Consider the following 25,902-nt stretch of genomic DNA (forward strand, 5'->3'; position numbering starts at 1 on the left):
CTTGGTGGTGTCAATGGCGGAATCGGACGGGCGCACGCGCCCAGCACGTGTCGCTGCGCCGCGGGTGGCGGCAGGCGCAGACGTGGGAGTGACGGAAATTGCCGGCGGGAACGAAGAAGGAATTCGTCGTCGGCCGTGGGGGCGCGCTACTTGCGGATGCGCACGAGCTCGTCGTTGTAGAGCTTGACGATGGCGGGGTCGTACTGGGCGGCGAACTTGTCGACGACGGGCTTGGCGATGTCGCGCATGCGCTTCTGTTCGGTGGCGCTGAGTTCGTTGAACTGCGCGCCCTTGGCCTGCAGGTCGCCCACGGCCTTCTGCGCGGCGGCGCGGCTGACCTGGCGCTGGTAGCCGCGTGCCTCGTTGGCCGCGTCGTTCATCATCTTCTGTTCGGCGGGCGTGAGCGAGTCCCAGAACTTCTTGCTCACCAGCACGATGTTGGCGGCGTACACGTGGTTGGTGGCGCTGACGAACTTCTGCACTTCGTAGAACTTGTTCGACAGGATCACCGCATACGGGTTCTCTTGCCCGTCGACCGCCTTGGCCTCCAGCGCACCGTACAGCTCGGCGAAAGGCATCGGCACCGGGTTGGCCTTGAAGGCCTTGAAGGTTTCGAGGAACACGGGGTTGGGGATCACGCGGATCTTCAGACCTTCAAGGTCTTCGGGCTTGGTGATCGGGCGCTTGCTGTTCGTGACGTTGCGAAAGCCCAGGTCCCAGTAGCCCAGGGCGACAAGGCCCTTCTCGGGGAGCTTGGCGATCAGCGCCTGGCCCAACGGGCCGTCGAGCAGCGCATCGGCCTGCGCGAAGTTGTTCACCGAGAAGGGGAAGTCGACGAGGCCGAACTCCTTGACGATGCCGGCCAGCGACGTGGTGGCCGGTGCCGACATCTGCTGCACGCCGCCCTGCAGGGCCGACTGCTGCTGCATCTCGTTGCCCAGCTGGGAGGCGGGGAACTCCTGGACCTTCATCTTGCCGCCGCTCTTGGCCGACAGGAGTTCGGCAAAGCGCTTGACGCCGAAGCTCACGGGGTGGTCGGCGTTGTTCAGGTGGCCGAAGCGGATCACGCGCTCCTGCTGCGCTTGCGCAACAGCAGGAACGACCAGGGCGAGGGCAAGGCCGGCGGTGGCCAGCGAGCGGTAAAGCGTTCTCAAAGTTGTTCTCCAGCGTGCGATGTGAGCGGTCCATGCCGGGGCGCTTCACACGCGCCCCGACTCCTGGCGGCGCGATCTTATCGATTTAGTGGAAAATCTTTCTACTAGTGAAAACACTTGGCAAAATGCTAGAGTCGTCTCATGACAGCCATACTCGAACGCAGCTTCAAGGTGCTCGAACACCTCTCCGGCCACCCCGAGGGCCGTGCGCTTTCCGCGCTTTCTGCCGAGCTGGAAATGCCGTTGAGCGCCACCCACCGCCTGCTGAGCGAACTGGTGCGCTACGGCTATGTGCGGCAGGACCAGAGCCATGGCGACTACATGCTGACCATCAAGCTGGTGTCGCTGGGCCTGAGCTTCTTGAGCAACAGCGGCATCGTCGACGTGGCACAGCCGCTGCTCGACCGACTCGCGGTCGCGTCGGGCGAGCTGGTGCGGCTGGCGGTGGTCGACGGCGACGAGCTCACCTTCGTCGCGAAGGCGCAAGGCGCCACGCGCGGGCTGCGCTACGACCCGGACATGGGCCTGTCGGTGAACCTCTCGTGCAGCTCCGCGGGCCACGCCTGGCTCTCGACCATGACGGACGAGCAGGCGCTGCAGCTCGTCGCGAAACAGGGCTTCGGCCAGCCGGAAGACTTCGGCCCGAAAGCGCCGACCACCGTGAAGGCGCTGCTCGTGTTCCTGCGCGCCACGCGCAAGCGCGGTTTCTCGATGATCAACGAGGTGTTCGCCCCCGCGATGACCGCCATGGCCGCGCCGGTGCGCGGTGCGCACGGCGGCGTGATCGGCGTCATCACCATCGCGGGGCCGCTGGTGCGGCTCACGGAAGAACGCATGCTCGCGCTGGGCCCGCAGCTGCTGGCCGCGGCGGACGACGTGGCGCGGGCCAGCGGCGCGTCCGCACTGTTCAAGCGCCGGGCCTGAAGGCCCTGCCAGGTCCTTAGTCGACCTTCACCAGGAACAGCACGAAGCCCGTGCCGCCCGGCTCGACCGTGCCCGTGAAGCGCCAGTCGATCGCGCCCGTGCCCCCGGCGGGTTGAACGGTGGTGCAGGCCACCGCGCCCGCCGGCGGCGCGTTCGCCGGCGTGTTCTTCACGCAGCCCGTGAGCGATGCCGGCGTGGTGCCGGTGGTCGCGCTCACGAAGGTGGTGTAGCCCGGCGTCATGTCGTTCACGACCATGCTGCGGATCGGCGCGTCGCCGTTGTTCGTGTAGGTGATGCGGTACTCGAGCGTCTCGCCCGACTTGGCCTGGTTGTTCACGCCGAAGGTGCCGCTTTGCGTGATGTTGCGCACTTCCTTCTTCAGCTCCAGCGCCACGCCCGACACGGTCGTGAGGTCGTCGAGCGTGAAGCTGCCGCTGAGCGACGGGCTGGCGTTGGTGTAGGTGAAGTCGGCGCGGATCGTCGCCTTGTTGTTCGAGCCCAGCGGCGCCGTGGCGGGAATGAACTCCTGCACGATCACGCAGACTTTGCCCGCGAAGGTCACGGGCGTGGCCGCCGCGCTCGGCGGGTACAGCTGCGCGGCTCCGGCCTGCAGGCTGCCGGTGCAACCCACATCCGCGAAGACCTTCGTCGTCCAGCCGGTGATGGCGGGCGTGGCCGTCTCGCTCGCCACGCTGAAGCGCACCTGCCCTGCCGTGCCGGCCGTGAAGGTGTGGGCGTAGGTCACGGTGCTGCCCGGCAGGCCGGTCTTGGCACCGTCGGTCGCGAAGGCGCTGTTGTCGACGTCGCCGAAGTTCAGGTTCGCGTGGCCCGTGCCGTTCCAGCTGAAGGCGATGCGGTCGGGCGTGCCGGTGCGCGTGTAGGTGTAGGTGCCACCGGCCGCAGCCACGGCCGAGCCCGAGGGCAGCGCGACGTTGCCCACCGAGGCGCCGGTCGACACGCGCGTGCCGGGGTTGGTTTCTTCCACGCACATCGCCGAGCCCGTGGCCGTGCCGGCCGGCACGCTCAGGCTGTAGGCACCCGAGGCGTCCGTGAGCGCGCTCGCGTACACGGTGGCACCGCAGTTGGTCAGCCGCACGCTCACGCCCGACAGCGGGCCCTCGCCGCCGTTGACGAGGCCGTCGTTGGCCGTGCCGCCGCCCACGCCGTTGTCCAGGAACACGCGGCCGCTCACGATGGCCGCGAGCGTGTTGGTGAAGGTACAGACCACGGCCGTGCCGTTCGTCAGCCCGGCCGCGGGCAGCGTGACGGTGCCCGCCACCAGATCGACGGCCGCCGTCGCCCCGCCCGCCAGACCCGTGCAGGTCGCGCCCGAGAACGCGAAGCCGCCGGGCATCGAGGCCGCGACTTCGGTCAGCACCGTCTGGGTGTTGGCCGTGGTGAGCGTCTTGATGGTGCCCACCACCGTCGAGCCCGACACCGAGACGTTGATGCTGTCCGAGCCGAAGCCGTTGGTGCCGCTGAACGCGAAGGTGCCCGTGCCGCCCAGCGCCTGCTTGCGGATCTGCACCGTCGGCAGGCGGTTGTTGCTGTAGGTACAGACGATGGCCTTGCCGGCGTCGCCCGCGCCGATCACCAGCGTGTTGCTCGCCTGGCCGTTGGTGCCGCTCAGGGCGTTGGCCGTGGCGCCGCCGTCGGCGGTACACGACAGCACGGTCGTGTAGTTGGCCAGCGTGCCGGTGGGCATCGTTTCCGCCGGGAACGTGATCGTGTTGCCCACGGCCGCCACCACCGCCGCGCCGCTGTTGCCGGCCGTGGGTGCGGTCGCGGTGAACGCGGCCGTGTTGTTGGTCGCGCCCGTGGTTGCGCCGATGCTGGCGACATTGCCCGCTTCGCTGTTCGCGCCCCAGGCCTTGCGCACCTGCAGGGTGACCGTCTTCTTCGCGTTGGTGTAGGTACAGACGATGGCCTTGCCGGCATCGCCCGCGGCAATCGCCAGCGTGTTGCTCGCCTGGCCGTTGGTGCCGCTCAGCGGGTTGGTGGTGGCACCGCCGTCGGCGGTACAGGCGAGCACGGTGCTGTAGTTCGCGAGCGAGCCCGTGGTCATCGTCTCGGCCGGCAGCGTGAGCGTGCCGCCGACGACCATCGACACCGCCGCGCCGCTGTTGCCGGCGGTGGGTGCCGTCGCGGTGAACGCCGACGTGTTGCTGCTGCCGCCCGAGGTGGCGCCGATGCTGGCCACGTCGCCGTTCGTGCTGTCCGCGCTCCAGGCCTTGCGCAGCTGCACGGTCACGGTCTTGGGCGTGTTGGTGTAGGTACAGACGATCGCCTTGCCCGCGTCGCCCGCGCCGACCAGCAGCGTGTTGCTGTTCTGCCCGTTGGTGCCGCTGAGCGCATTGGCCGTGGCACCGCCGCCGGCCGTACAGGCCAGCACCGTGGTGTAGTTGGCGAGCGTGCCCGGCGCCATCGTCTCGGCCGGCAGCGTGATCGTGTTGCCGGCCTGCACGGTCACGGCCGTGCCGCTGTTGGCGCCGGTGGGCGCCGTCGCGGTGAAGGCCGTGGTGTTGCTCGATCCGCCCGAGCTCGCACCGATGCTCGCGACGTTGCCAGCGATGCTGTTCGCACCCCAGGCCTTGGCGATCTGCAGCGTGGCCGTCTTCGGCGTGTTGGTATAGGTACAGACGATCGCCTTGCCCGCGTCGCCCGCGCCGACCACCAGCGTGTTGCTGGCCTGGCCGTTGGTGCCGCTCAGCGTGTTGGCCGTGGCGCCGGCATCGGCGGTACACGACAGCACGGTGGTGTAGTTCGCCAGCGTGCCCGCGGTCATCGTCTCGGCCGGGAAGGTGAGCGTGTCGCCCGCGGCCACCGACACCGCGGTGCCGCTGGTGCCTGCCGTCGGCGCCGTCGCCGTGAACGCAGCGGTGTTGTTCGCGCCGCCCGTGGTCGCGCCGATGCTCGCCACGTTGCCCGTGGTGCTGCCGGCGCTCCAGGCCTTGGCCAATTGCAGCGTCGCGGTCCTGCGCGTGTTGGTGTAGGCGCAGTTCACCGCGCTGTCCGACGGCATGGTGAAGGTGCGGCTCAGGCCGCTGCCGCTCACTGTCACCGCGCTGCCGTCCGACACCTTGGTACAGGCCAGCGTCGTGGTGTAGTTGGCCGCGTTGCCGGTGGTGAAGGCCTCGGCCAGCGTCACCGTGGCGCCGCTGGCCGCGGTGGCCGTGGCGTTGGTGGTGGTGGCCGGCGCGGTCGACGTGCCGGCGGTCGCGCTCGTCACTTCGGCGGCGCTGCCGCTGACCGTCAGGTTGACCTTGTCGCCGGCGATGGCGCCGCTCCAGCTCTTGGACAAGGTCACCGCCGCCGTCTTGCGCGTGTTGGCGTAGGTACAGACGATGGCCGTGTCGGCCGCGCCCACCGTCAGCGTGTTGCCCGACAGGCCGCTGGTGCCGGTGCAGCTCAGCGCGCTGGTGTAGTTGGCGGCGCTGCCGGTGGTGAAGCTCTCGGCCAGCGTGATGACGCTGCCCACGGGCACGGCCTGCGCAGTGCCGGTGTCGGTCTCGGCGGCCGTGTTGGCCACCGAGGCCAGCGTGGTGAGGCCCGTGCCGGTGACGCTCACCGCGTCGTTGACGATCGCGCCCGACCAGGTCTTGGCCAGCGTGACGGTCGCCGTCTTCGCGGTGTTGGTGATCTCGCAAATGATCGGCAGGCCCGCATCGGCGTTGCCCAGGGTCAGCAGGTTGCCGCTGAGCGAGCCGCCGCCGGTGCAGCTCCAGGCGCTGGCGGTGTACGAGCCGGCGTTGGTGCCGAAGGGCGTCTCCGACAGCGTCACGGTGTCGCCCACCGCCACGCGCTGCGCGCCGCCGGTGTCCGTCTCGTTGGGCGTGTTGGCCGTGGCCTGCAGGTTGAAGGCGTAGCCGATGTTGTGGTTCGGGTGCACCGTGCCCGAGGCGGTCAGCGTGAAGGCGTCGTTGACGAGCGCGTTGACCCACTTCTTGCGCAGCTGCACCGTCGGCGCCTTGGCGTTGGTGACGGTACAGACGATGTTCGAGCCCGCCACCGTCGCCGCTGCATTCAGCGTGAACTGGTTCGTGTTCTGCGCGGTGCCGCGCGTCACCGTGCCGCCGCTGCCCATGCCCGTGCAGCTGACGTCGGTGATCACATAGTCGGGCACGCCCGTGGCCGGCGTGTAGGTTTCGGTGAAGGTGGTCGCCGTGCCCGTCGCGGTCAGCGTCTGCAGCGGCCCGTTGACGGCCGTGCCGGCCACGGTGGTGGTGATGGTGTGCGCGGCCACGCCGTTGGTGCCCGTGAAGTCGAAGCCGGCCACGCCGCCGAGCGAACGCTTGGCGAGGGTCAGGGTCGCGGGCTTGCCGGTGTTGGTGTAGGTACAGACGATGGCCTTGCCCGCGTCGGTCGCGCCGATCAGCAGCGTGTTGCTGTTCTGCCCGTTGGTGCCACTCAGCGCGTTGGCCGTGGCACCGCCCCCTGCCGTACACGACAGCACCGTGTTGTAGCTCGCGAGCGAACCCGTGGGCATCGTCTCGGCCGGCAGCGTGATGGTGTTGCCCGCCACCACGTTCACCGTGCTGCTGTTGCCCGCCGTGGGCGCGGTCGCCGTGAACGCCGTGGTGTTGCTCGCGCCGCCCGTGCTCGCGCCGATGCTCGCCACGTTGCCGCTGATGGCGCCGGCGCCCCAGGACTTGGTGATCTGCAGCGTGGCCGTCTTCGGCGTGTTGGTGTAGGTACACAGGATCGCCTTGCCCGCATCGGCCGGGCCGATCAGCAAGGTGTTGGTGGCCTGCCCGTTGGTGCCGCTCAGCGCGTTGGCCGTGGCGCCGCCGCCGGCCGTACAGGCCAGCACGGTGTTGTAGTTCGCCAGCGTCCCCGTCGGCATCGTCTCCGCGGGAAAGGTGATGGTGTTGCCGGCGACCACGGTCACGGCTGCGCCGCTGTTGGCGCCCGTGGGCGCCGTCGCCGTGAAGGCGGCGGTGTTGTTCGCTCCGCCCGTGCTCGCGCCCAGGCTCGCCACGTTGCCGGCGATGCTGTTCGCGCCCCAGGCCTTGGCGATCTGCAGCGTCGCCGTCTTCGGCGTGTTGGTGTAGGTACAGACGATCGCCTTGCCCGCGTCGCCCGCGCCGACCAGCAGCGTGTTGCTGTTCTGCCCGTTGGTGCCACTGAGCGCGTTGGCCGTGGCACCGCCGCCGGCCGTACACGCCAGCACGGTGTTGTAGTTCGCCAGCGTGCCCGGCGACATCGTCTCGGCCGGCAGCGTGATCGTGTTGCCCGTGGCCACGGTCACGGCGGTGCCGCTGTTCGCGCCCGTGGGGGCCGTGGCCGTGAAGGCCGTGGTGTTGTTGGTGCCGCCCGTGGAGGCTGGAATGCTCGCCACGTTGCCCGTGAGGCTGTTGGCGCCCCACGACTTGACCAGCTGCAGTGTGGAGGTCTTCGGCGTGTTGGTGTAGGTACAGACGATGGCCTTGCCCGCGTCGCCCGCGCCGATCGTCAGCGTGTTGGTCGCCTGGCCGTTGGTGCCGCTCAGGCTGTTGGCCGTCGCGCCGCCACCGGCGGTACACGACAGCACGGTCGTGTAGTTCGGCAGCACGCCGCCGTTCATGGTTTCCGCGGGGAAGGTGATCGTGTTGCCGGCCGCCACGGTCACGGTCGCGCTGGTGTTGGCCGTCGGCGCCGTCGACGAGAACGCCGCGGTGTTGGCCGCGCCGCCCGTGGTGGCGCCGATGTTCGCCACGTTGCCCGTCACGCTGATGGGGTTCCACGACTTGGCCAGTTGCAGGGTCGCGGTCTTGCGCGTGTTGGTGTAGGTACAGACGATGTCCTTGCCGATGTCGCCGAGGGCGATCGTCAGCGTGTTGCTCACCTGTCCGTTGGTGCCGCTGAGCGTGCTGGCCATCGGGCCGCCGTTCGCGGTACACGAGAGCACCGTGTTGTAGTTCGCCAGCGTGCCGGTGGTCAGCGTTTCCGCGGGCAGCGTGATGACGTTGCCAATGCCCACACCCACGGGCGTTCCGCTGTCGCCGGCCGTCGGTGCCGTCGCGTTGAAGGTCGCGGTGTTGCTGGCGGCGCCGAAGATGCCGGTGCCACCCGTGGTGGCCACGATGAGGGCCACGTCGCCAGTGTTGCTGCCGGCCGACCAGGCCTTGGCGAGCTGCAGCCTGACCACGTTGAACTGGATGACGACGAAGCCATTGCCGCCGGCCGTGCCGGCAACCCCCGGCCCCGGGGGGACGGTAACCGCGCTCGCCCCGCCCCTGCCGATGCTGCTCTGGTAGTGAGGGCTGCCGCCTGGGTTGGGCGCCGCAACGCTCCCTGAGAAGTTTCCGTTGGGCCCCGCAGCGAGCACGCCACCGGTGACAGCCCCCGAAGCGAAGTAGCCCGAACCACCACCGCCTGGTCCGTTGTAGGAACAGGTGGACGTGATCGGATTCGGCGTGCTGCTGCACTGCGCCATCCCGCCACCGCCGCCGTACCAGCCACCGCCACCGCCGCCACCACCTTCGTACTGAACGGAAATGCCGCCAACGGCCGAGCAACCGTTGCCGCCTTGCAAGGCACTGCCAGCCGAACCGCCAACGCAGGTGCTCGCGACGCTGCCGGAGGTCGGTGTGCCGATCGCTCCGCCAGCGGACTGCGTGCCGCCCTGCCCGCCAGTGCCGCTGGAAGACCCACCATTCGTGCCGCCACCACCGCCGGGAGCAGGCCTGCCGTTATCGGTCCAGTAGGCGCTGCCGCCACCGCCGCCTGCGATGAGCCTTGCGTTCGTTACAGAAAACTCGCCGTCGTTGACCCACAGCGCGCTCATGCCCCCGCCCGAGGAGCCGCCAGCGCCCACGCCGACATTGGACCCCTTCCCACCGCCCACACCACCTCTGCCATAGGGTCCGGCCGCATCCTCACTCCGCCCCCCTTGCCCCACAGTCACCGCCAAGAGGTTGCCGGGCGTGACCGTCACGGTCCCGTCGGCATAGCCGCCAGCGCCACCGCCGCTTGAAAAGCCACCTGCCGCTATGGAGCCACCACCACCGGCGCCCCACATCGTGGCACGCACCGAGGTCACACCGGCAGGCACCGTGAAGTTTTGCTTCCCCCCCGAATAGGTGAAGGTCACGCAGCTGTTGTAGCCCGACTGCGGCGTGCACGTAGCGATTGCCGCCTGCGCACCCGGCATGGCAATGAGCCACAAGGCCGTCGCGGCAAGCACGCCCTTCAACACCCCGCCGAGCCGCGCCATCCCGCCCGCTTCGTTTCTCGTTCTGCTTTGCATCATGGTCTCGTTCAGCGGGTTTCCTGCGCGGCCGCGGCGATCACGACCCAACGGCTCTTGGCGCTGTGGTCATCGCCCGCGACGGGAGGTGTGTCTTCTTTGGTATCGGTGCGCAGGCGCAGCACATCCACGCCGCGCCCGATCAGGTAGCTGCGCACCGCGTTGGTCCGCTGCGCGACCAGCTGCATGCGGTCGTCGGCACTGCCCTGCTGCGCGTCCGAGTGGCTGATGTGGATCACCACCTGCGCCTCGGTCGCCTTGATCTGCGCGGCCAGCGTGTTCAGCGTGTCGTGCGCCTGCGGCTTGATGAAGGACTTGGCGGGCTCGAACAGCGCCTCGGCCTGCAGCACCGTGCGCATCGGCAGCGGGGCCACTTCCGGCGCATCCGCGGCCAGCTTCTCGGCCTTCGCAGCCTTGGCCACGTTCGTCTCCCCCGTCGAAGCGAAGCCCAGGTGCGTCTCGTCGAACTTGAAGCGCAGCCGCACATAGGCGCCCTTGCTCGTGTACTCGTTGGCCGTCAGGTCGCGGTCGTTCAGGCCCACGAAGTTGTAGCCCGCCGACACCCACATGTTCTTCTGCACCTGGTAGCCCACCTCGACGCCGAAGGTCTTCTGCAGCGCGCCGCCCTTGCCGTACAGCAGGCCGGCCTGCACGCCGAAGTCCCAGTCCTGGTTGATGTCCTGCGTGTAGCGCGCCTGCACCAGGTGCGCCCAGTACTTGCTGGCGAGCGTGCCGTCGTCGGCGCGGCTGAGCTTGAAGGCGTAGCGCGCCATCACCGCCTTGCCCGGCTCGGGGTTGTAGTTGACGTGCGCCGAGACGATGTCCGCGCTGGTCTTGCCCGGCAGGCTGGCGCCGTTGTCGGCGCCGAAGACGCTGCTGCCCTGCAGCGCGCCGGCCGCATTGCCCGCGCCCACCACGCGCTCGGAGCGGCGCTCATAGCGCGCCAGCGCGTTCCAGGTGTCGTCGTCCACGGGGCGGTAGGCGATGCCGATCTGGTGGCGCTGCAGGTGGCGCTCGTTGCCCGCGTTGGCGCCCTGGCCTTCGCTGTCGCTCACGATGCTGCGCGCCAGCAGGCTCCAGGACGGATCGAGCTTGAAGCCGAAGCCGGCACTGAACAGGCGCGTGTTCGCGTCGTCGCCGCGGCGCGCTTCATACACGCCGCTGGCCTTGATCCGGTCGGTGATGTATTCGATGCCGCTGGTGATCGCGGTCGACTCGCCCAGCCCGCCGGCATAACCCGTGCCGGTGTTCTTGCTGTTGCTGTAGCCGCTCATGTCGCGCGTGTGCTCGATGCCCCCGGTCACGCGGATCTGCTCGTTGACCTTGAAGGTGTTGCGCACCCCGATGGCCGCCTGCACGCCGCGCCCTTCGGCGCCGTCGGCGATGCGGTACTCGTTGTACACGCGACCGCCTTCCATGTAGTTGCTCTCGATGCCGACGATGCCGGTGTTGTTGCGCTGCGTGCTGTCCAGCTCGTAGGGGCCGTTGAGCGTGGAGATCAGCTCGTAGCGGCCGTACACGCGCGTCTTTTCGGTGATGGCGTAGTTGCCGCCGACGGCCAGCGCGTGGCGCTTGCCGTCCTTGAGGTCCTGCTCGCCTTCCACGAACACCTGCGCACCGGCCACGCCGGGCACCTCGGTCGACAGGCGCCCGCGCACGGTCGTCTGGCTCTGCGTGTCCACGCCGGCCGCGGCGGCGGCCGCGCCCAGCGTGGTCACGCTGTTGGCGCCGATGCTGCTGCCCATCTGGCCGTTGTAGGTAGAGATCTGGCCGTAGTCGAAGCCCGAGCTGGAGCCCAGCGCGTTGTTGCTCTGGCCGTGGCGCAGGCCCACCTCGGCGACGGTCTTGTCGCTGAGCTTCTTCTGCACGCTCACCGTGGCGCCCTTGCGCTCGTCGACCTGGGCCGCGTCCTTGCTGTAGAGCACCTCGCCGCGCACGGCCAGGGTCGGGTCGACGCGGTACTCGGCGCGCGCCGAGGCTTCGGTGTGGCCGGCCGAGAAGCTCGCGCCGGGGTTGTCGAAGCCCTTGCTGGTCTTGGCCGCCAGGGCCACCACGGCCAGCTTCTCGTCCTGGTAGCGCGCTTCCACGCGCGCGCCGTGGCCGTTGCCCTTGTCGTCGGAGTCGGTCTTGACCAGTTCGGCCGCCACGCTGGTGTTCTGGCCGATGCGCGCCACGCCCGTGAGCGCCTGCAGGTTGCGCTTGTTCTGCGGGTTCTGGTCGGTGGAAGCCACCACGCCCAGCTGCAGGTTCTCGCTGACCTTCACTTGCACGTCGGTGCCGGCCACGGTGAACTTGGGGCCGCCGCTGTCCACTTCGTAGGTGACGCGGATCGACTGCGGGTTCAGGTTCGCGTCGATGGAGGCAATGGCGTGCGTGAACAGGATGCGGCGCGTGAGCGGCTCCACCGTGTAGTCCACGAAGCGTGCCACGGCCGTGCGCTGCAGCACGATGTTGGGCTGGTTGCGGTCGCGCACCACGATCTCGATCTGTTCGCTGTTGTCCACGAACTCGCCGTTGCTGGCGCTCAGGTAGTACGGGCCCGAGGTGCCCAGCGCGCGGAACTCTTCCACCTGCTGCGTCTGCGCGGTGCGCGAGACATAGCTGGTGGCGCGCACGTTCTCGTCCTCGTACACGTGCTTCAGGCCCGTGAGCGAACGGTTGCTCTGGCTGAGGTTGCGCACCTCGGTGCTGCTGGCGGTGGTGAAGTCGCCGTACAGCAGGTAGGAGCGGTTCTTGTCGATGCGCACGTAGAGTTTTTGCGTGCTCTGGGCGTCGAAGCCCTTGACCGCGGAGTCGCCGTAGATCGGATAGAACTCGTCGGGGCGGATGTCGCGGAACAGGCGGTCCTTGCGCGTCTTGTCGGAGTCGTAGGCGGCCGTGAGCAGGTACTCGCCCTTGACGGTGCCCTTGAAGAAGAAGGCGGCGCGACCGCTGGCGCGGCTGTTGGTGCCTTCGTCCTTCAGACCCGAGAGCTCGGCTTCGAAGGCGGCGCCGGCGGGCATGGCGCCGATCGGCAGCTTGCCGCGCTTGGTGAAGTCGAGCACGCCTTCGACGATGCCCACGCCGATCATGGGGCGCATCTCGGGCAGCAGCGCCAGGCGCACTTCCTTGACGAAGGTGCCGGCGCTCACGCGCAGGCGCGCATCGCCGGGCTCGCCCGGGGGCATCAGCTGGAACTCTGCGGCGCCGCCGTCCATGAAGACCTGCGTGCCGGGTTCGGTCGGGTTCAGGTCTTCGGCCAGCCAGCGGCCGCGGTCGGTCTCCAGCGTGAGTTGCGTGCGGGCGGTCACGGGCACGCCGGCCGCGTCGATCAGGCGCACCTTGACGACGACGGGCGTGCGCAGGTCGGCGCGCGCCACCTCGGGCAGGTCGACCTCGATGGCACCGAGCTTGTCGGGGGCGACGACGGTGATCTCGTCGGCGCTGCCGCGCACGTTGCCGAAGCCGTCCACCGCTTCGAGCTTGAGGGTGTTGGTTCCGGGGCGCAGGGCCACGCCGATGTATTCCCAGGCGGCGATGTTCTTGGACGCCAATTGCGTCTTCTTGCCGACGCGGCGCTCTTCCAGCGCGGCGCCGTTCACGCTCAGGCGCAACGAGGTGCCGGCCGTGCCCTTGACGCGCACGTTGATCGACTGGCCGGCGACGGTGTCGCGGTCCTTCAGGCCGATGAAGCCGAGCGTGTTGTTCTCCAGCTGGGGCAGCAGGGTCTCGAGTTCGATGGGACTCGGAACGGCCTGGGGCAGCAGCGGGTTGGCGCGCGGCTCGAGCATCGCGCCGCCGGTGCCGATGGGGCGCATGGCCTGCGCGCCGACGCCGGTGGCCGAGCCGCTGGTGGTCGACGACGGCAGGCCCGTGGTGGGCACGCCGTTCAGCGGCGAGAACAGGCTGCCGGTGGGGATCGCGGGCTGCACGCCCAGCGTGCCGCCCATGCTGCCGCCACCGCCGCTGACGAAGCTGCTGGCGTTGGCCGGCGCCACGGGCAGCGCGATCAGCGGTGCGGAGGTGGGCTGCACGGCGCCCGTGCTGCCGCTGGCCAGGGCCTGGCCGGTGGCCGGCAGGCCGCGCACGTCGCCCACGGGCACGACCTTGCCTTCGGGGTCCAGGCGCAGGCGCACCTGCGCTTCGGCCTCGGTGTCGGGACGCGCGGCAATGGCGGCGCGGCGTGCGGCCACGTCGGCAATGACGCTCTTCTCGTCGCAGTTCGTGATGATGAAGTTGGCCTTGTGGAACTCACCCTTCTTCAGGTCGACGAAGCGGCTCTCGGGGGTGCCCGAGTTGCGGTTGTCGAGCACTTCGAGCTTGGCGCCCAGCGGCAGCGTGGTCTGGTCCAGGCGCAGCACGTGCGTGACGGGCTTGAGGCCGTACAGGCTCCACTTGCCTTCGATGTCCGTGACGACGTGGGTGCCGTCTTCCATGTACAGGCGCACGCCGGGCACGCCGATCTCGTCGGCACCCTCTTGGCGGCCGTCCCGTTGGCCGTCGCGCTTGCAATCGAGGTACACCTTGCCGAAGGCGAACGCGTCGTCGGAGAACACGCCGCCCGTCACGCGCACGGTCCAGTTGGCCAAGTTCGACTGGATGGGGCCCGAGGTGGCGCGCGCGCGGTTGATGGCGTCGCCGTTGGTGGGCGCGCCCACGCCGATGCGCACGCGGTAGCGCACCATGGCCGACTGGTCGGGTGCCACCACCAGCGTGGGGTAGTTGAAGATCAGGCCCGGGCCGGCGCCGCCGGCGGGGTTGGGCACCACTTGCCCGTTCAGGCGCACGCTGTTGGCCACGTACGCGAAGCCCGGGGGCAGCGTGTCGTTGAAGGTGACGCCGGTGACGGGGAAGCCGGTCTTGTTGGTGACGGTGAGCGCGTAGTCGATGAAGTCGCCGAACTCGACCTGGCGCTTGCTGCCGTCCTTGCGCAGCACCAGGCCCAGGATGTTGCCCGGATCGAGCGGGATGTGGTTGTGCACGGCGTCGCACGGCGTGCCATCGGGCTTGGCGCCGGCCTGCACCTGGAAGTAATAGCTGGTCGGGTCCGCGTCCTTCGGGGGTACGGCGCTGGGCACGACGGCGCCGCAGCTGGTGAACGAGCCACCGGTGACGGGGATCAGCTGCGAGGGGTAGACGTAGCCGCTGCCTGCGGGCGGAGTCACCGACAGCGCGTACGTGCACAGGCCCGTCACGGGCGGCGTCTGCAGGTAGAACTGGTAGGCGCCATCGGCACCCGTGGTCATCGAGATGCTGCCGTTGGGGTTGAGCGTGTAGGTGCCCGAGTCGGCGCCGTAGATCTCGGCCGCGGTGATGGGGCCGGCCGTGCCGCTGCTGCACGACTGGCGCGTGTAGGTGACCAGCGCGCCGGCCACAGGTTGACGGGTCAATGCGTTGTAGACCGTGCCCTGCGGATCGACCAGCAGCGCCTGCACCGAGGTGGCGGTGGCCGCCAGCAGCATCGTGGGCGTGACGTTGACGGTGTTCTGCTCGAAGGCGGCGGCCCAGGCCTTGTTGGTGAGCGACACGCGCCCGCCGATGGCGGCGGGCTTCTCGGTGATGCGCACGCTCAGGCGGATCTGCTCGCTCTGGCCCGGGGCCAGCGCACGGGCGCCGTCGGTCAGGCTCAGCGCCACTTCGGTGGGCAGCTGGAACGGGTCGGCGCTGTCTTGCGTGCTGCGGTTGCAGGTGGCGCGGCCGGTGAAGCCGGTGGCGGCGTTGAGGTTGCCGTTGGCGGCCTTGGGCGGGCCCAGCAGTTCCCACGAGGCGACCTGACCGCTCGACTTGTCCATGTCGAAGGTGCAGTTCAGGTTGTCGATCACGCGCACGTTGGGCGCGGCGACGGCGCCGGTGTTGGTGACCTTGAAGGTGTAGTCCAGCTCGTAGACGCCGGGCGACACGCGCCGTGCGATGGAGGCCTGCTTGGTCAGCGTGAGCGTGGGCAGCTGGGTCGACACCGGCGTGGGCGAGGTGTCGTTGTTGGGGTTGCCGTCGCCGTCGGCGTCGGGGTTGTCGCCGTTGACGGAGTCGTCCAGGGCCACCGCCGGGCCGCCGGCATTCAATGCGCCCGAGGCCTTGACGGTGTTCAGCAAGGTGCCGGTGCGGCCGGTGAAGTTGATGCGTGCATCGAACTGCACGGTGAACTGCGCGCCCACGGGCAGCACGGCGCCGTCGGCCAGCAGGTTCGAGGCGGCGGCGGTGCCCTTGAAGGCGGGGTTGGGGGCGGCGACGGTGCCGCCGCTGGGTGCGGGCGCGATCACGATCGAGCCGGGCACGATGGTGTACTGGTTCGCGCCGGGCACGGCGGCTGCGGTGTAGGTGCCGAACTGCGTGGCGCCTGCGCCTTCCATCACGTCGGCGGCCTGCACGCCGTACAGCCATGACGTGCCGTAGTTGCGCACGTTGACGCTGAAGCGCACGGTGGCGGTGCCGTCGGTCTTGCCGTCGGCGTTGCGGTTCACGCGCGGGGTGGAGGCCGCCTTGGCCACGCCGATGCGCGCCTGGCTGGAGCTGATGACGATGGTGTTCGAGGGCACGGTGGCCGGGCCGGTGCCGTCGTTGTACTGGCTGTGCGCGGTGTTGCGGATCTCACCGACCTGGTCGGCGTTGACCTTGACGGCGAACTGCATCGCGATGGACACGTTGCGCGCCACGGGGGTGGAGATGCCGATGGCCACTTCGACGGCCGACGCGTCTTCGGCGGTGCGGTAGCTGAACGCAGGATCGTTGGCCAGGCGGTACAGCTTGACGGCGTTGGCGGCGGTGGTGCGCAAGGTGCCGGGCACGTACTGGGTGCCGGCGGGCACGGGGTCGCGCACGAGGACCAAGGCGCTGGGCGCGCCGTTCACGAGCAGCGGCGTGTTGGTGGGCGCGATGACGTTGGCCGGCTGCGCGTCCTGCGCGCCGATGTTGGTGCCCGAGACCGAGAAGTCGATGCGCGTCTGGCCGGGGATGACGTTGCCGGGGTAGCTGGCCGACTTGACCAGCTGCAGCGCGGCGGCGTTGCCGACGGTGACGGTGTCGCGGTTGATGGCGGTGAGGCCTTGCAGCGCGGTGGTGGCCGTCAAACCGACGCAGGCCACGCCCGTGGCAGCGGTGGGGATCGTGCCCTGCACCAGCAGTGCCGCGGTCTCGCCGGGCTTGAGCGCGATCGCGCCCGCGGCGTTGAGTTGCACCACCGGATCGGCCGCATCGACCACGCCGTTGTTGTTGCTGTCGCGCACCACGCGAAGCGCCGAGAGGTCGAGCGTGTCGGCCGCGCAACCGCCGGCGTTGTTGGCCAGCGCCAGCGTGTAGGTGGAGGCAACGTTGCCGGTGTTCGTGAGCAAGTGGCTCAGCGTGACGATGCTCGCGGGCGGGCGCGACAGCGACTGGTCCTGCGTGAGCACCAGCGCTTCCACCGGCAGCACCGTGGCGATCACTTCGTTGGACGAGATGGTCTCGGTCTGCGCCAGGCCGTTGGGCACGTAGGTGCCGGTGGCGATGCTGCGGATCACGATGCCGGCGGGTGCCGGCGCGGCGTTCGCTTCCGGCACGGCACCACCCAGCAGCAGCGCCGCGCCAGCGGCGAGCGCAGCAGCCCATCCGCGCCACGATGGCCGGTGTGTGCTCCTGGGATTGAAAGTGAACAGCATGCCGCGAACCCTTGATCGATCACCGCGTGGGGATCAGAAGAAACGAAAGAACTTTTTCGTTTGCGCCCTCACCTCGACAGAGGAAGAGAGAGAAGGCGCAAAGGAAAAACGCACAGGCTTTCGCATGCCTTGTGCGAAGGAGCCGATGGGCTTATGCCCATCGGCTCCGCTTCACTCAGGTGACGCTCAGTTGTTGACCTTCACGGAGAACATCAGCGTGGCGGTGCCACCGGGAACGACCGTGTTGCTCGCGCTGCCGCAGGCCACCCCCGATGCGGTCGAGGTGTAGTCCGCTACCGTCAAGGCAGGCGTCACACCGGTAGAGAAGCAGCGGTTCGCCGCGACAGGCTGCGCAGCACCCGCCAGGCCGGTGTAGGCCGGCACAGCGTCGTGGATGGACATGTTGGTCACCGGAGCGGCACCTTCATTGGTCGCAACGACGCGGTACACGATGCACTCGCCGGGCTTGGCGACCAGCGGAACCGACAACGACGGGACTTCGGCGCCATCGCAGTTCACGTCCAGTGCCTGCGTCTTCACGAGGCGCATCTGGCCCGTGACGACCGTGGTCACATCGGTGGCCGAAGGCGTACCGCACGAAGCCGCACCTGCGGGGAAGGTCACCGTCACCGTGGCGGTGTCGGTGGCACCAGCCGTTGCACCGCCCGGTGCGAACACCTTGACGAGCAGCTTCTGCGAATTGCCAGCCGTCAACGGCCCTGGGATCGAACCGGTCACCAGTGGGTCCGCACCGCCGATCTGGCCGTCGCCGTCCGCGTCGATGTACAGCGCGGTGGTCCAGCCTGCCGTCATGTCCGCTGGGGGCAGCGAAGCAGTGAAGGTGTAGGGGCCGGCGCAGCTCTGCGTACCGGTGGCGGTCAGCGTGTGGGCATACACCACCGAGCCGCCGGGGGCGACCTGGCCAGTGTTGCTCGGCGTCAGCGTCGCACCGTAGGTCACGGCCTGAGTCACAGCCACCGAGTCCAGCTTCGTGTCGATCGCCACTGCACCCGTGGAAGTCGCGATCGTCGAACGCACCTGGAAGTAGATCGATTGACCCGGAAGGGCGATCGGCGCTTGCGAAGCAGGCGGCGTCACGCAGGCACTGACCTGAGCCTGGGCACCGGCGCCCACAGGCACTTGGGTCGTCCCCGTTGCGGTGGCGCAAGCGGCCGGATTGGCAACGGCACCCAGCACGAACTTGACGGTCCAACCCGCCGGCAGGCTGCCCGGGAAGCTGTTGCTCTGGCTGGCTGCCAGGCTGTAGGTGTTGGCCTTCGAGTCGTTGTTCTTGACCTGCAGTTCGAAGATCGTGCTGACACCGGCTTGCGTCGAGTAAGACGTCGTCGGCAGCGGGCTCGGGCCCGTGCCCACGTCGCCGTTGGCGGTGTTGCCGGGAATGCCGTTACCGGTGACCGAGTTGGTCAGGTCGACCATCACACCCACCATGGCCGTCAGCTTGTCGCGCGTCGATTCCGTCTTCGTGCCGTCACCCATCGAGGTACCCGTGACGATCACTTCGAAAGGACCAGCAGGAAGGACAACAGGAGATGGCAAGGTCGCGACCAGCACGAACGGCACGCTGCCGTTCGCCGGAACCGCGATATCGGGAATGCCGTCGCTGTTGCTGTCGATCAGCGGCGTCGCGCCATCACCGGCGAAGAACTTGAAGGTCGTTCCAGCCGGGAAGGTGTTGTTCGTAGTGCCAGTCGCAGGCACCGCAAGGCTCACGATGTCAGCCGCATTGCCGGTGTTGAACACCATCTGGTTGAACTTCACCGTGGCGCCCGTTCCGGCGCTGGCGACAGTGGTCGTGTCCTCTGTGCTCGTATTGGGGACGCCCAACACGTCCAGCGAGGTGGTCGGGCTGCCGCTGCCGGAGCCGAGCACGATGCCGAAGCTGCCGATGACGTTGTAGCTCGCCGGGTTGGTCGGCGAGTTCGTCGCGCCCGGGGTTGCCGAGCTCGCCGTCGGTGCGTCGACCGGGTTGTACCTGGCGGTGTTGGTCGTGGTCGACGTGCCGAAGGCCGCCGTGTTGTTGACCATCACGACGAAGCTCACCGTCTGCGTGACGTTCTGCGGCAGTGAAGCCACCACGAAAGCCAGCGTGTTGCCGCTCGCGCTGAAGTCGATGCCCGCAGGGTCGTCATTGAGCCCCGACGTCTCCGTCAGCGCAACGCCAGGGGCGCTGCTCCAGACTGCCGAACCCGGGACGTAGGTGAAGCCGCTAGGCAGCGTGTCGGTCAAGACGAACTTGCCTGCCGCACCACCCGTGTTGTTGAACTTCAACGTGTAGGTGGTGTAGACGCAATCTGCTGCGGGCGCGCCTGCAGCCGTGGCGGTGGCTGCGCAACCTGCGACCGAGCGCGGACCGCTCACCGAAGCGGCGGGCCACGGCTTTGCGCCGTTGTTCACCCAATTGACCGACGGAACGCTCAGGCTCTTGGTGGCATTGAAAGCCGCCAGCTTCGTGAGGGTCACGTTGTCCACGTCCGAAGCGGACTGGTTGGCCGCCGCATACAGCGGCAGCGTGCCAGGAACCGCCTTGATGGTCGCTGCCACCGGTGCGGCGCCAAATGACCCAGGGTCTGTAGTCGCCGTGCTCGGGATCGAGTACGCGACAACGAACGAGAAGGTGCCGTTGTTACCCGCCACTGTCTGGGCCGGAACATTGCAGACCCCACCCGGAGAGACCGAGCACAGCGTGGCCGTGCTATCAGGCAAGCCGTCGGCATTGGCGTCGGCGAACACTTCGACCGTGGTGAAGCCGCTCGCAGGCGGCGGCGCGGTCACGGTCACCGTGAAGGTGTCGCTGCCGTTGCCGGTGTTGGTCAGCACGTGAGGCGCATACACGGTCGTGCCAGCGGCGCCGACCTTGGTGTTGACCACCGTCGTGGTGTCGGTCGTGAACGTGTCCAGGTTGAACGAGCCGACCTGCTGCACCGTCGTCTGCACGAGGTTGGAAGTCGCAAGCTGGCTGGCCCCGTTGGGGTCCACGTAAGTGGCCGAAGCCTGGTTACCGATGATGGTGTTGGCGGGTGGAGCCGCAGCGAGTGCGCCGGAACTTCCAAAAAGGAAGCTCAGCGTCAGGGCTGCTGCGCCCGCCCAGAGCGCGCGCGGCGCGGGGCCGGTGCGACGGGCAGACAAGGTAGGGATCACTTGGGTTTCTCCTCGGGGGTTGGGGTCAAAAAAGGTCAAAAAAAGGACGAACTCACCCCGGCCGGGGATTTCCGCGAACGGAAACCGGCAATGGAAAAACCAGCGGGGTTTTGAAGAAAAGAGAGAACCGGCCGTCAGCGCGGCTCAGTGCCGCCGACGGTCGTCGTCAGCGCGGGAAGCTCAGGGCGTGCTGCGCGCAACCTTCTGCGCGTCGGCACCAGCGGCCACCGGCGCGGGCGGCACCACCGTCTCGACCTTGGCGCGCGCGGTCACCGCGGCCGAGCCGTTGGCGGGCAGCTGGCCCAGCGTCCAGCGCAGCGAGCGGTACTCGTTGTACGGAACCGGCTCCGACTTGCCGTTGACGACGCGCGCCAGCGGCTCGGCGGCAAAGGCGCCGTCCTTGGTCGCGGCCTTGACCAGCGTCGCGCCGGGCTTGGCGGTCTTGGGCAGGTATTCCAGGCCTTCGGGGATCGGCAGGTTGGCCACCAGGCCGGTGACGGCCTTGCCCGTGTGGTTGGTGTAGGTGGCCGTGTACTCGAGCACGTCGCCCGGCTTGACCGAATCGGCCGCCACCAGCTGCTCCTTGCCTTGCGCGTCCTTGACCACCTTGGCCTGCGTCAGCACGACCGCCACGGTCTTCTTCTGCGCGGCCTCGGTGGGCGCGGGCGCGGCCTTCGTGCCCTGCGCGGCGGCCAGGCCACCCAGCCCCAGGGTCATGGCCACGCCGAGCCCCAGGCCGAGGCGAACGGTCAGCCGGACCACCGGCGACATGAATGAATTCACTTGAGACGAACTTCCGATAGACATAGACAACTCCTAAAAAACAACTTCAAAGCCAGACCGAGGCAACACGAAGATCAAACCGACTTGACCTGTGGCCTCGCGAATTGGCGTCGAAGCCATTTCCCAGCCACTTGCAGCACACCACTGACACACCGGCATCGGCGACGACCGCCTCCGATGCCCACGCTCGGCCTCACGCAAGCACGCCCTTTTCGAGCCGCTTCCATGAGCCATTTACCACGTTCATATTATTTTCTGAATGTTTACAAAAACAATCGAACGTCCGTGATCCGCCACTTGCAATGGCCGAGGGTTCCGTGAAAATGTCACGAGAGGCCCTCCAAAGTTAACAACTGTGAATACAGATGTAATCTGGACGCTCGCTTAGATTGTGAATAAACCTGCAATTTGAGTGTGATCAATTTCACAAGCGGATCGCCTCCAAGTTGTTGATGCGTTTGAATAATTTCACTTCCACACCAGCCCGCCGCCTCACGATCCCCCAATGTTTCAAGGGAGAAACGAGGCCCTTCGAGCGGCTTCGGACTGGCCCCAGGGTCCACTTCGAAACTAAATTTACAAATTCACAGACTGTGTAATAAGGCGCTGTGAATTTCAGAGCCTGCATGCGCACCCTGTCCCTCAATGGTTTCAATCACGGGCAGCGTGAAATACGTCTTGGTGGATTTTTCAAAATCCAATTCCATTCAAACAGGCACGGCTGCGCCATTGGCTTGAATTCAATTCAAGCCAATCCCGGCCGGCTCACTTCGCCGGAATTCATTCGTTGGTCTTCCGACGCCCGGCCTCAATTCGGAGGCGAATGGGCGAACGTCTTTTTTCAAGGTGACCTTGCGTCACCCCTTCGGATGCCGCGGGCGCTGCCCGCGAAAACTCACTTGCCGTGCCGGTTGTGCGCGCGCTCCAGCGTGTAGCCCACGCCATAGAGCGAGCGCACGCGGAATTCGCCCGCCACGATCGATGCCAGCTTCTTGCGCACGCGCGACACCAGCGCATCGAGCGACCGGCTGGCGCCCAGCTCCCCGTTGCATCGGGGCCCCTGGGGCAGTTGCTGCCGCGACACGGGCGTGTCGAGGTGGCGCACCAGCACCCGGGCGATCTCGAATTCGCTCGGCGTCATGATGGCTTCGCGGCTCGCGTACTCGACCGCGAGGCGGCTGCGCACGAGCTGGAAACCGTACAGGCCGTGCGGCTTCGCGTTCCGGCGCAGCGATTTCCTGCCGCACAGCGTCGACACGCGCGCCACGACCTCTTCCGCGTTCCAGGGGCTCACCAGGAAATCATCGACGTCGAACACCGACACGCGGGGCGTTTCCAGCACGCCGCGCGACCGGGTCAGCACGACCACCGGCGCCGTGGCCGCACGGCTGGCGCCGATGCCGAACAGGATTTCCGGCAGCGCGCCCTCCATCGCCTCGCCCATCAGCAGGAAGAGCCCGACGCCGGGCATCGAGGCGGCCTCCAGCAGGTCTTCCTCGTTGACCACACACAAGGGGCTGAAGCCGGCGTCCTTCAACCGGCCTCGCAGCCAGTCGATCTCTTCGCCGGAGTCCGTCAGCACCACCACACGACCGTTTTTCTGTTCCACCCTGTCCACCATCGCTTCCCTTTTCATCGCTCCCCGCATGCCTCTCACAATGGAGTGGAATGTATTAACGTTTATGTACAGTCGATAGGGAAAAGTGCCGATATTGACCAACGGAAACAGGTAGCCCTGTTCTTTTGTCATCGTGTGCAAACAAACTCACACTAATGGGGCGTCACCCCCTCGACACGGGCGGATGGAATCCCGGATCAGCCTTCCATTCCACGAAGGCCGAACGCGCTCAAACCCTCTCGGAAGTGGCCTCGGACGCAGGGGCCGCCTTGCACGCGGCCAGCCTTTCGAGCAGCCCGACGAGCCAGCACATCGGGCAGCCGCGCAGCAGCAGCAAGGCGCCGACAAGGGCCGGTGGCGCGATCCAGGGGTGCGCGGACGACAGCAGCACGGCCAGCGCGATGAGCACGAGCGCTCCCGCGCCGCGAAGCAGATGCCAGGTGATGGAAACAGGACACATGGTGCAGGGCTCCTTGGGGATGGACACCTGCCATAGAGGCGCCGAAACGCCGAAACGGTTCGCGGGCCCCTCCATCAGCCCCCTGCCGGCTCGAGCACGAACGCGAAGTCCAGCGTGTGGAACGGCCCCTCTTGCACGCTGCCGTCGGGCGCGCGGCCCGGCGCATGCGCCGCGAAGTCGCCGATGAGCGAGCTGCGCACACCGAACACCGCGTCGCTGTCGAGGTACGGATCGCCCTCGCGGAAGACGTGCGTGATCAGCGTCTCGTAGCCCGGCGCCTGCACCATGAAGTGCACATGCGCGGGCCGCCACGGATGGCGGCGGGTGGCGCGCAGCATGGCGCCCACAGGCCCGTCGGTGGGAATCGGATAGGCCACCGGCGCCACGCCGCGAAACCACAACCGCCCTTGCGCGTCGGTGCGCAGCACCGCCCGCCCCTGCATGGGGCCGCCGGGCCGCTGCACGTCGTAGAAGCCTTCGGCATCGGCCTCCCACACGTCGACCACCGCATCGGCCACGGGCTCGCCGTCGCGCCCGCGCACGGTGGCCTGCACGAACAGCGGCTCGCCCACCGCGCCGGCCGCGATGTCGCTGCCCAGCGGCAGCTGCGGCGCGCCGGCCACGTGGAAGGGACCGAACACGGTGGCCTCGGTGGCCTGCGGGCTTTTGGCGTGGTTCATGGCCACCGTGAGCATCGACAGGCCCAGGGTGTCCGACAGCAGGATGAACTCCTGGCGCTGCGCATCGCACTTCTGGCCCGTGGCGGTGAGGAAGTCGATGCCCGCGGCCCACTCGGCCTCGGTGAGCCGCACTTCGCGCGCGAAGTCGTGCAGGTGGCGCACCAGCGCCGACATCACCTCCTTCAGCCGCGCGTCTTCGCAGCCGGCCATGCGCTCGAGCACGGCGGCGGTGATGGTGTGTTCATCGATGTTGCGCATGGGCGTCGGGCTCCAGGGGGGTGGAAGGCGCATTCGGCAGCATCAGGCGCCGCTGCGTCGGGAACAGGGACCAGGCCCAGCGCTGCTGCGCCCAGCCCCACAGCCCCTGCTTGAAGAAGATCGTGGCCACGATGGCCAGCAGCCCGAGGCCGAGCAGGTACCAGGTGCCGTAGTCGCTCAGGAACTTGTTCAGCGCCCAGAACACGAGCGCGCCCACCAGCGGCCCTTCGATGCGGCCGATGCCGCCGATCACGACCATGAAGATCGCGAAGGCGGTCCAGTTCGGCGCGAAGGCCGCGTCGGGGCTGATGCGCAGGTTGCCCACGAAGTACAGCGCGCCCGCCAGCCCGGCGCCGAAGGCCGCCACCACGTACACCGCCAGCTTCATGCGCGCCACCGGGATGCCCTGCGATTCGGCGGCCATCTCGTTGTCGCGGATCGCCAGCAGCGCCAGCCCGAAGCGGCTGCGCAAGAACAGGTAGACCAGCGACACCGCCGCCACCACGCAGCCCAGCGCCATCCAGTAGGTGACGCTCTCGCGCGTGGCGCGCTCGATGCCGCGCAGCGCCGTGAGCGTGGTGCCCGAGCCGCCGCCCACCGCCGACACGTTGGCGAAGCTGAGCCGGAACACCTCGGCGATCACCCAGGTGCCGATGGCGAAGTAGCCGCCCGACAGCCGGAACGCCACGAAGGACACCGGCACCGCGATCAGCGCCGCGGCCAGTGCCCCCAGCGGAATCGCCACGAACGGATTCACGCCCGCGAAGTTGCCCAGCATCAGCATCACGTAGCCGCCGAAGCCGAAGAAGGCCTGCTGCCCGATGCTGACCATGCCGCCGTAGCCGGCCAGCAGGTTCCACATCATCGCGAAGATGAAGTAGCAGGCGATCTCGACGAACTCGCGCATCCAGCTGGGCTCGCCCCAGAAAGGCAGCGTGGCGGCCACCGCCACCAGCGCGGCGGCGGTCCAGCCCGCGCGGCGGCTGCTGCCGGTGTCGATGGTGACGACGACGGAGGCCATCGCGCTCAGTCCAGCTGCAGCTGCACGCGCGCGGCCACCTGGCCCCAGCGCTGGTGCTCGGCGCGCAGGCGGCGCGCGGCCTCCTCGGGCGTGTTGGCCACCACCTCGAGGTCCATGGTGGCCAGCCGCTCGCGCAGCTCGGGCGCGGCCAGCGCCTTCGCCACCTCGGCCTGCAGCCGCGACACCACGGCCGGCGGCGTGGCGCGCGGCATGGCCATCATCTCGGCGAAGCTGGCGTCGTAGCCCTGGATGCCCGCCTGCGCCACGGTCGGCACCGTGGGCTGGCTGCCCAGGCGCTTGCTGCCGGACACGGCGATGGCCACCAGCTTGCCGTCGCGGATGATCGGACCGACCGTCGGCGAGGCCAGGAAGCCGCAAGGCACCATGCCGCCCATCACGTCCTGCATGGCCGGGCTCGGGCCGCGGTAGGGCACGTGCTGCATCTGCACGCCGGCATCGGCCAGCAGCATCTCCATGGCCATGTGGCCGGGCACGCCGGGGCCGCCCGAGGCGTAGCTCATCGGCTTGGCCCGGGCCGCGGCCAGCAGCTCGGGCAGGGTCTTGATGCCGGCGCCGGGAAAGCACACCAGCTCCTGGCTGAACGCAGCCAGCTGGGTCACGGGCACCAGGTCTTCCATCGGGCGGATGGCGAGCTTGCGGTACAGGTGCGGATTGATGGTCAGCATGGTGTCGGGGCCGACCAGCACGGTGTGGCCGTCGGTGGCGCGCGCCACCTCCTGCATGCCGATGTTGCCGCCCGCCCCCGGCTTGTTGTCGACCACCACGGGCTGGCCCAGCGCCTTCTGCAGGGCCGGCTGCATCAGCCGCGAGACGATGTCGCCGGGCGCACCGGCCGGGAAGGCCACCACCAGCCGCACGGGCTTGGTGGGCCAGGTGTCGGCGGCGTGACTGGGTGCGGCGATGGTGGCGAGCACCGCGGCTGCTGTCAGGCAGGCCGCGAGAGGTCGGCGGAAAGCGTTCATGGGATGTCTCCTTTTTTCGAA

Annotated in this window: 11 protein-coding genes; 1 reads left to right on the forward strand and 10 read right to left on the reverse strand. The window is 68.4% G+C overall.

Translation table 11 applies throughout. The features are described from left to right. Window positions 1–146: 146 nt before the first annotated feature. Window positions 147–1,154: a TRAP transporter substrate-binding protein gene (locus AC07XP_RS05115; RefSeq protein ID WP_495264008.1), complete on the reverse strand. Its 1,008-nt coding sequence runs from the start codon at window positions 1,152–1,154 to the stop codon at window positions 147–149. Window positions 1,155–1,295: 141 nt separating this feature from the next. On the opposite strand from AC07XP_RS05115, the gene AC07XP_RS05120 reads away from it, so the two are divergent. Then, window positions 1,296–2,078, forward strand: a complete 783-nt coding sequence (locus AC07XP_RS05120; protein ID WP_062481672.1) for an IclR family transcriptional regulator — start codon at window positions 1,296–1,298, stop codon at window positions 2,076–2,078. 16 nt (window positions 2,079–2,094) lie between these two features. On the opposite strand, the gene AC07XP_RS05125 is transcribed toward AC07XP_RS05120, so the two are convergent. The 9 genes from AC07XP_RS05125 to AC07XP_RS05165 all read right to left on the reverse strand — a co-directional run bounded on the left by AC07XP_RS05125 (window position 2,095) and on the right by AC07XP_RS05165 (window position 25,881). After that, window positions 2,095–8,844, reverse strand: coding sequence for a prealbumin-like fold domain-containing protein (locus AC07XP_RS05125; protein WP_495264009.1), 6,750 nt, complete (start codon window positions 8,842–8,844; stop codon window positions 2,095–2,097). A 473-nt stretch (window positions 8,845–9,317) separates the two neighbouring features. After that, window positions 9,318–16,919: an OmpA family protein gene (locus AC07XP_RS05130; protein WP_495264010.1), complete on the reverse strand. Its 7,602-nt coding sequence runs from the start codon at window positions 16,917–16,919 to the stop codon at window positions 9,318–9,320. 186 nt (window positions 16,920–17,105) lie between these two features. Next, window positions 17,106–20,078: a hypothetical protein gene (locus tag AC07XP_RS05135; RefSeq protein WP_495264011.1), complete on the reverse strand. Its 2,973-nt coding sequence runs from the start codon at window positions 20,076–20,078 to the stop codon at window positions 17,106–17,108. Window positions 20,079–20,258: 180 nt separating this feature from the next. Further along, on the reverse strand, window positions 20,259–20,849 hold the full coding sequence (locus tag AC07XP_RS05140; RefSeq protein WP_495264012.1) for a hypothetical protein: 591 nt from the start codon (window positions 20,847–20,849) through the stop codon (window positions 20,259–20,261). Between the two features lie 907 nt (window positions 20,850–21,756). Continuing rightward, window positions 21,757–22,611 (reverse strand): response regulator transcription factor, encoded by an 855-nt coding sequence (locus tag AC07XP_RS05145; RefSeq protein ID WP_095744502.1) that lies wholly within the window; start codon window positions 22,609–22,611, stop codon window positions 21,757–21,759. A gap of 97 nt (window positions 22,612–22,708) precedes the next feature. Further along, on the reverse strand, window positions 22,709–22,939 hold the full coding sequence (locus AC07XP_RS05150; protein ID WP_495264013.1) for a hypothetical protein: 231 nt from the start codon (window positions 22,937–22,939) through the stop codon (window positions 22,709–22,711). 74 nt (window positions 22,940–23,013) lie between these two features. Beyond that, complete coding sequence (locus AC07XP_RS05155) at window positions 23,014–23,877, reverse strand: intradiol ring-cleavage dioxygenase (protein ID WP_495264014.1); 864 nt, start codon at window positions 23,875–23,877, stop codon at window positions 23,014–23,016. Then, entirely contained in the window at window positions 23,861–24,898 is a 1,038-nt protein-coding gene (locus AC07XP_RS05160) for a branched-chain amino acid ABC transporter permease (protein ID WP_495264015.1), read from the reverse strand. The genes AC07XP_RS05155 and AC07XP_RS05160 overlap by 17 nt, the downstream gene beginning before the upstream one ends. 5 nt (window positions 24,899–24,903) lie before the next feature. Then, complete coding sequence (locus AC07XP_RS05165) at window positions 24,904–25,881, reverse strand: Bug family tripartite tricarboxylate transporter substrate binding protein (protein ID WP_495264016.1); 978 nt, start codon at window positions 25,879–25,881, stop codon at window positions 24,904–24,906. Window positions 25,882–25,902 lie beyond the last annotated feature (21 nt).

The organism is Variovorax sp. GW531-E2, assembly GCF_059423125.1.

Excerpts from the sequence above, each read along its gene's own strand:
- AC07XP_RS05150 (WP_495264013.1), bottom strand. The coding sequence starts at position 22,939 with ATGTGTCCTGTTTCCATCACCTGGCATCTGCTTCGCGGCGCGGGAGCG.
- AC07XP_RS05140 (WP_495264012.1), bottom strand. The coding sequence starts at position 20,849 with ATGTCGCCGGTGGTCCGGCTGACCGTTCGCCTCGGCCTGGGGCTCGGC.
- AC07XP_RS05130 (WP_495264010.1), bottom strand. The coding sequence starts at position 16,919 with ATGCTGTTCACTTTCAATCCCAGGAGCACACACCGGCCATCGTGGCGC.
- AC07XP_RS05120 (WP_062481672.1), top strand. The coding sequence starts at position 1,296 with ATGACAGCCATACTCGAACGCAGCTTCAAGGTGCTCGAACACCTCTCC.
- AC07XP_RS05125 (WP_495264009.1), bottom strand. The coding sequence starts at position 8,844 with ATGAGCGCGCTGTGGGTCAACGACGGCGAGTTTTCTGTAACGAACGCA.
- AC07XP_RS05145 (WP_095744502.1), bottom strand. The coding sequence starts at position 22,611 with ATGACAAAAGAACAGGGCTACCTGTTTCCGTTGGTCAATATCGGCACT.
- AC07XP_RS05155 (WP_495264014.1), bottom strand. The coding sequence starts at position 23,877 with ATGCGCAACATCGATGAACACACCATCACCGCCGCCGTGCTCGAGCGC.
- AC07XP_RS05160 (WP_495264015.1), bottom strand. The coding sequence starts at position 24,898 with ATGGCCTCCGTCGTCGTCACCATCGACACCGGCAGCAGCCGCCGCGCG.
- AC07XP_RS05165 (WP_495264016.1), bottom strand. The coding sequence starts at position 25,881 with ATGAACGCTTTCCGCCGACCTCTCGCGGCCTGCCTGACAGCAGCCGCG.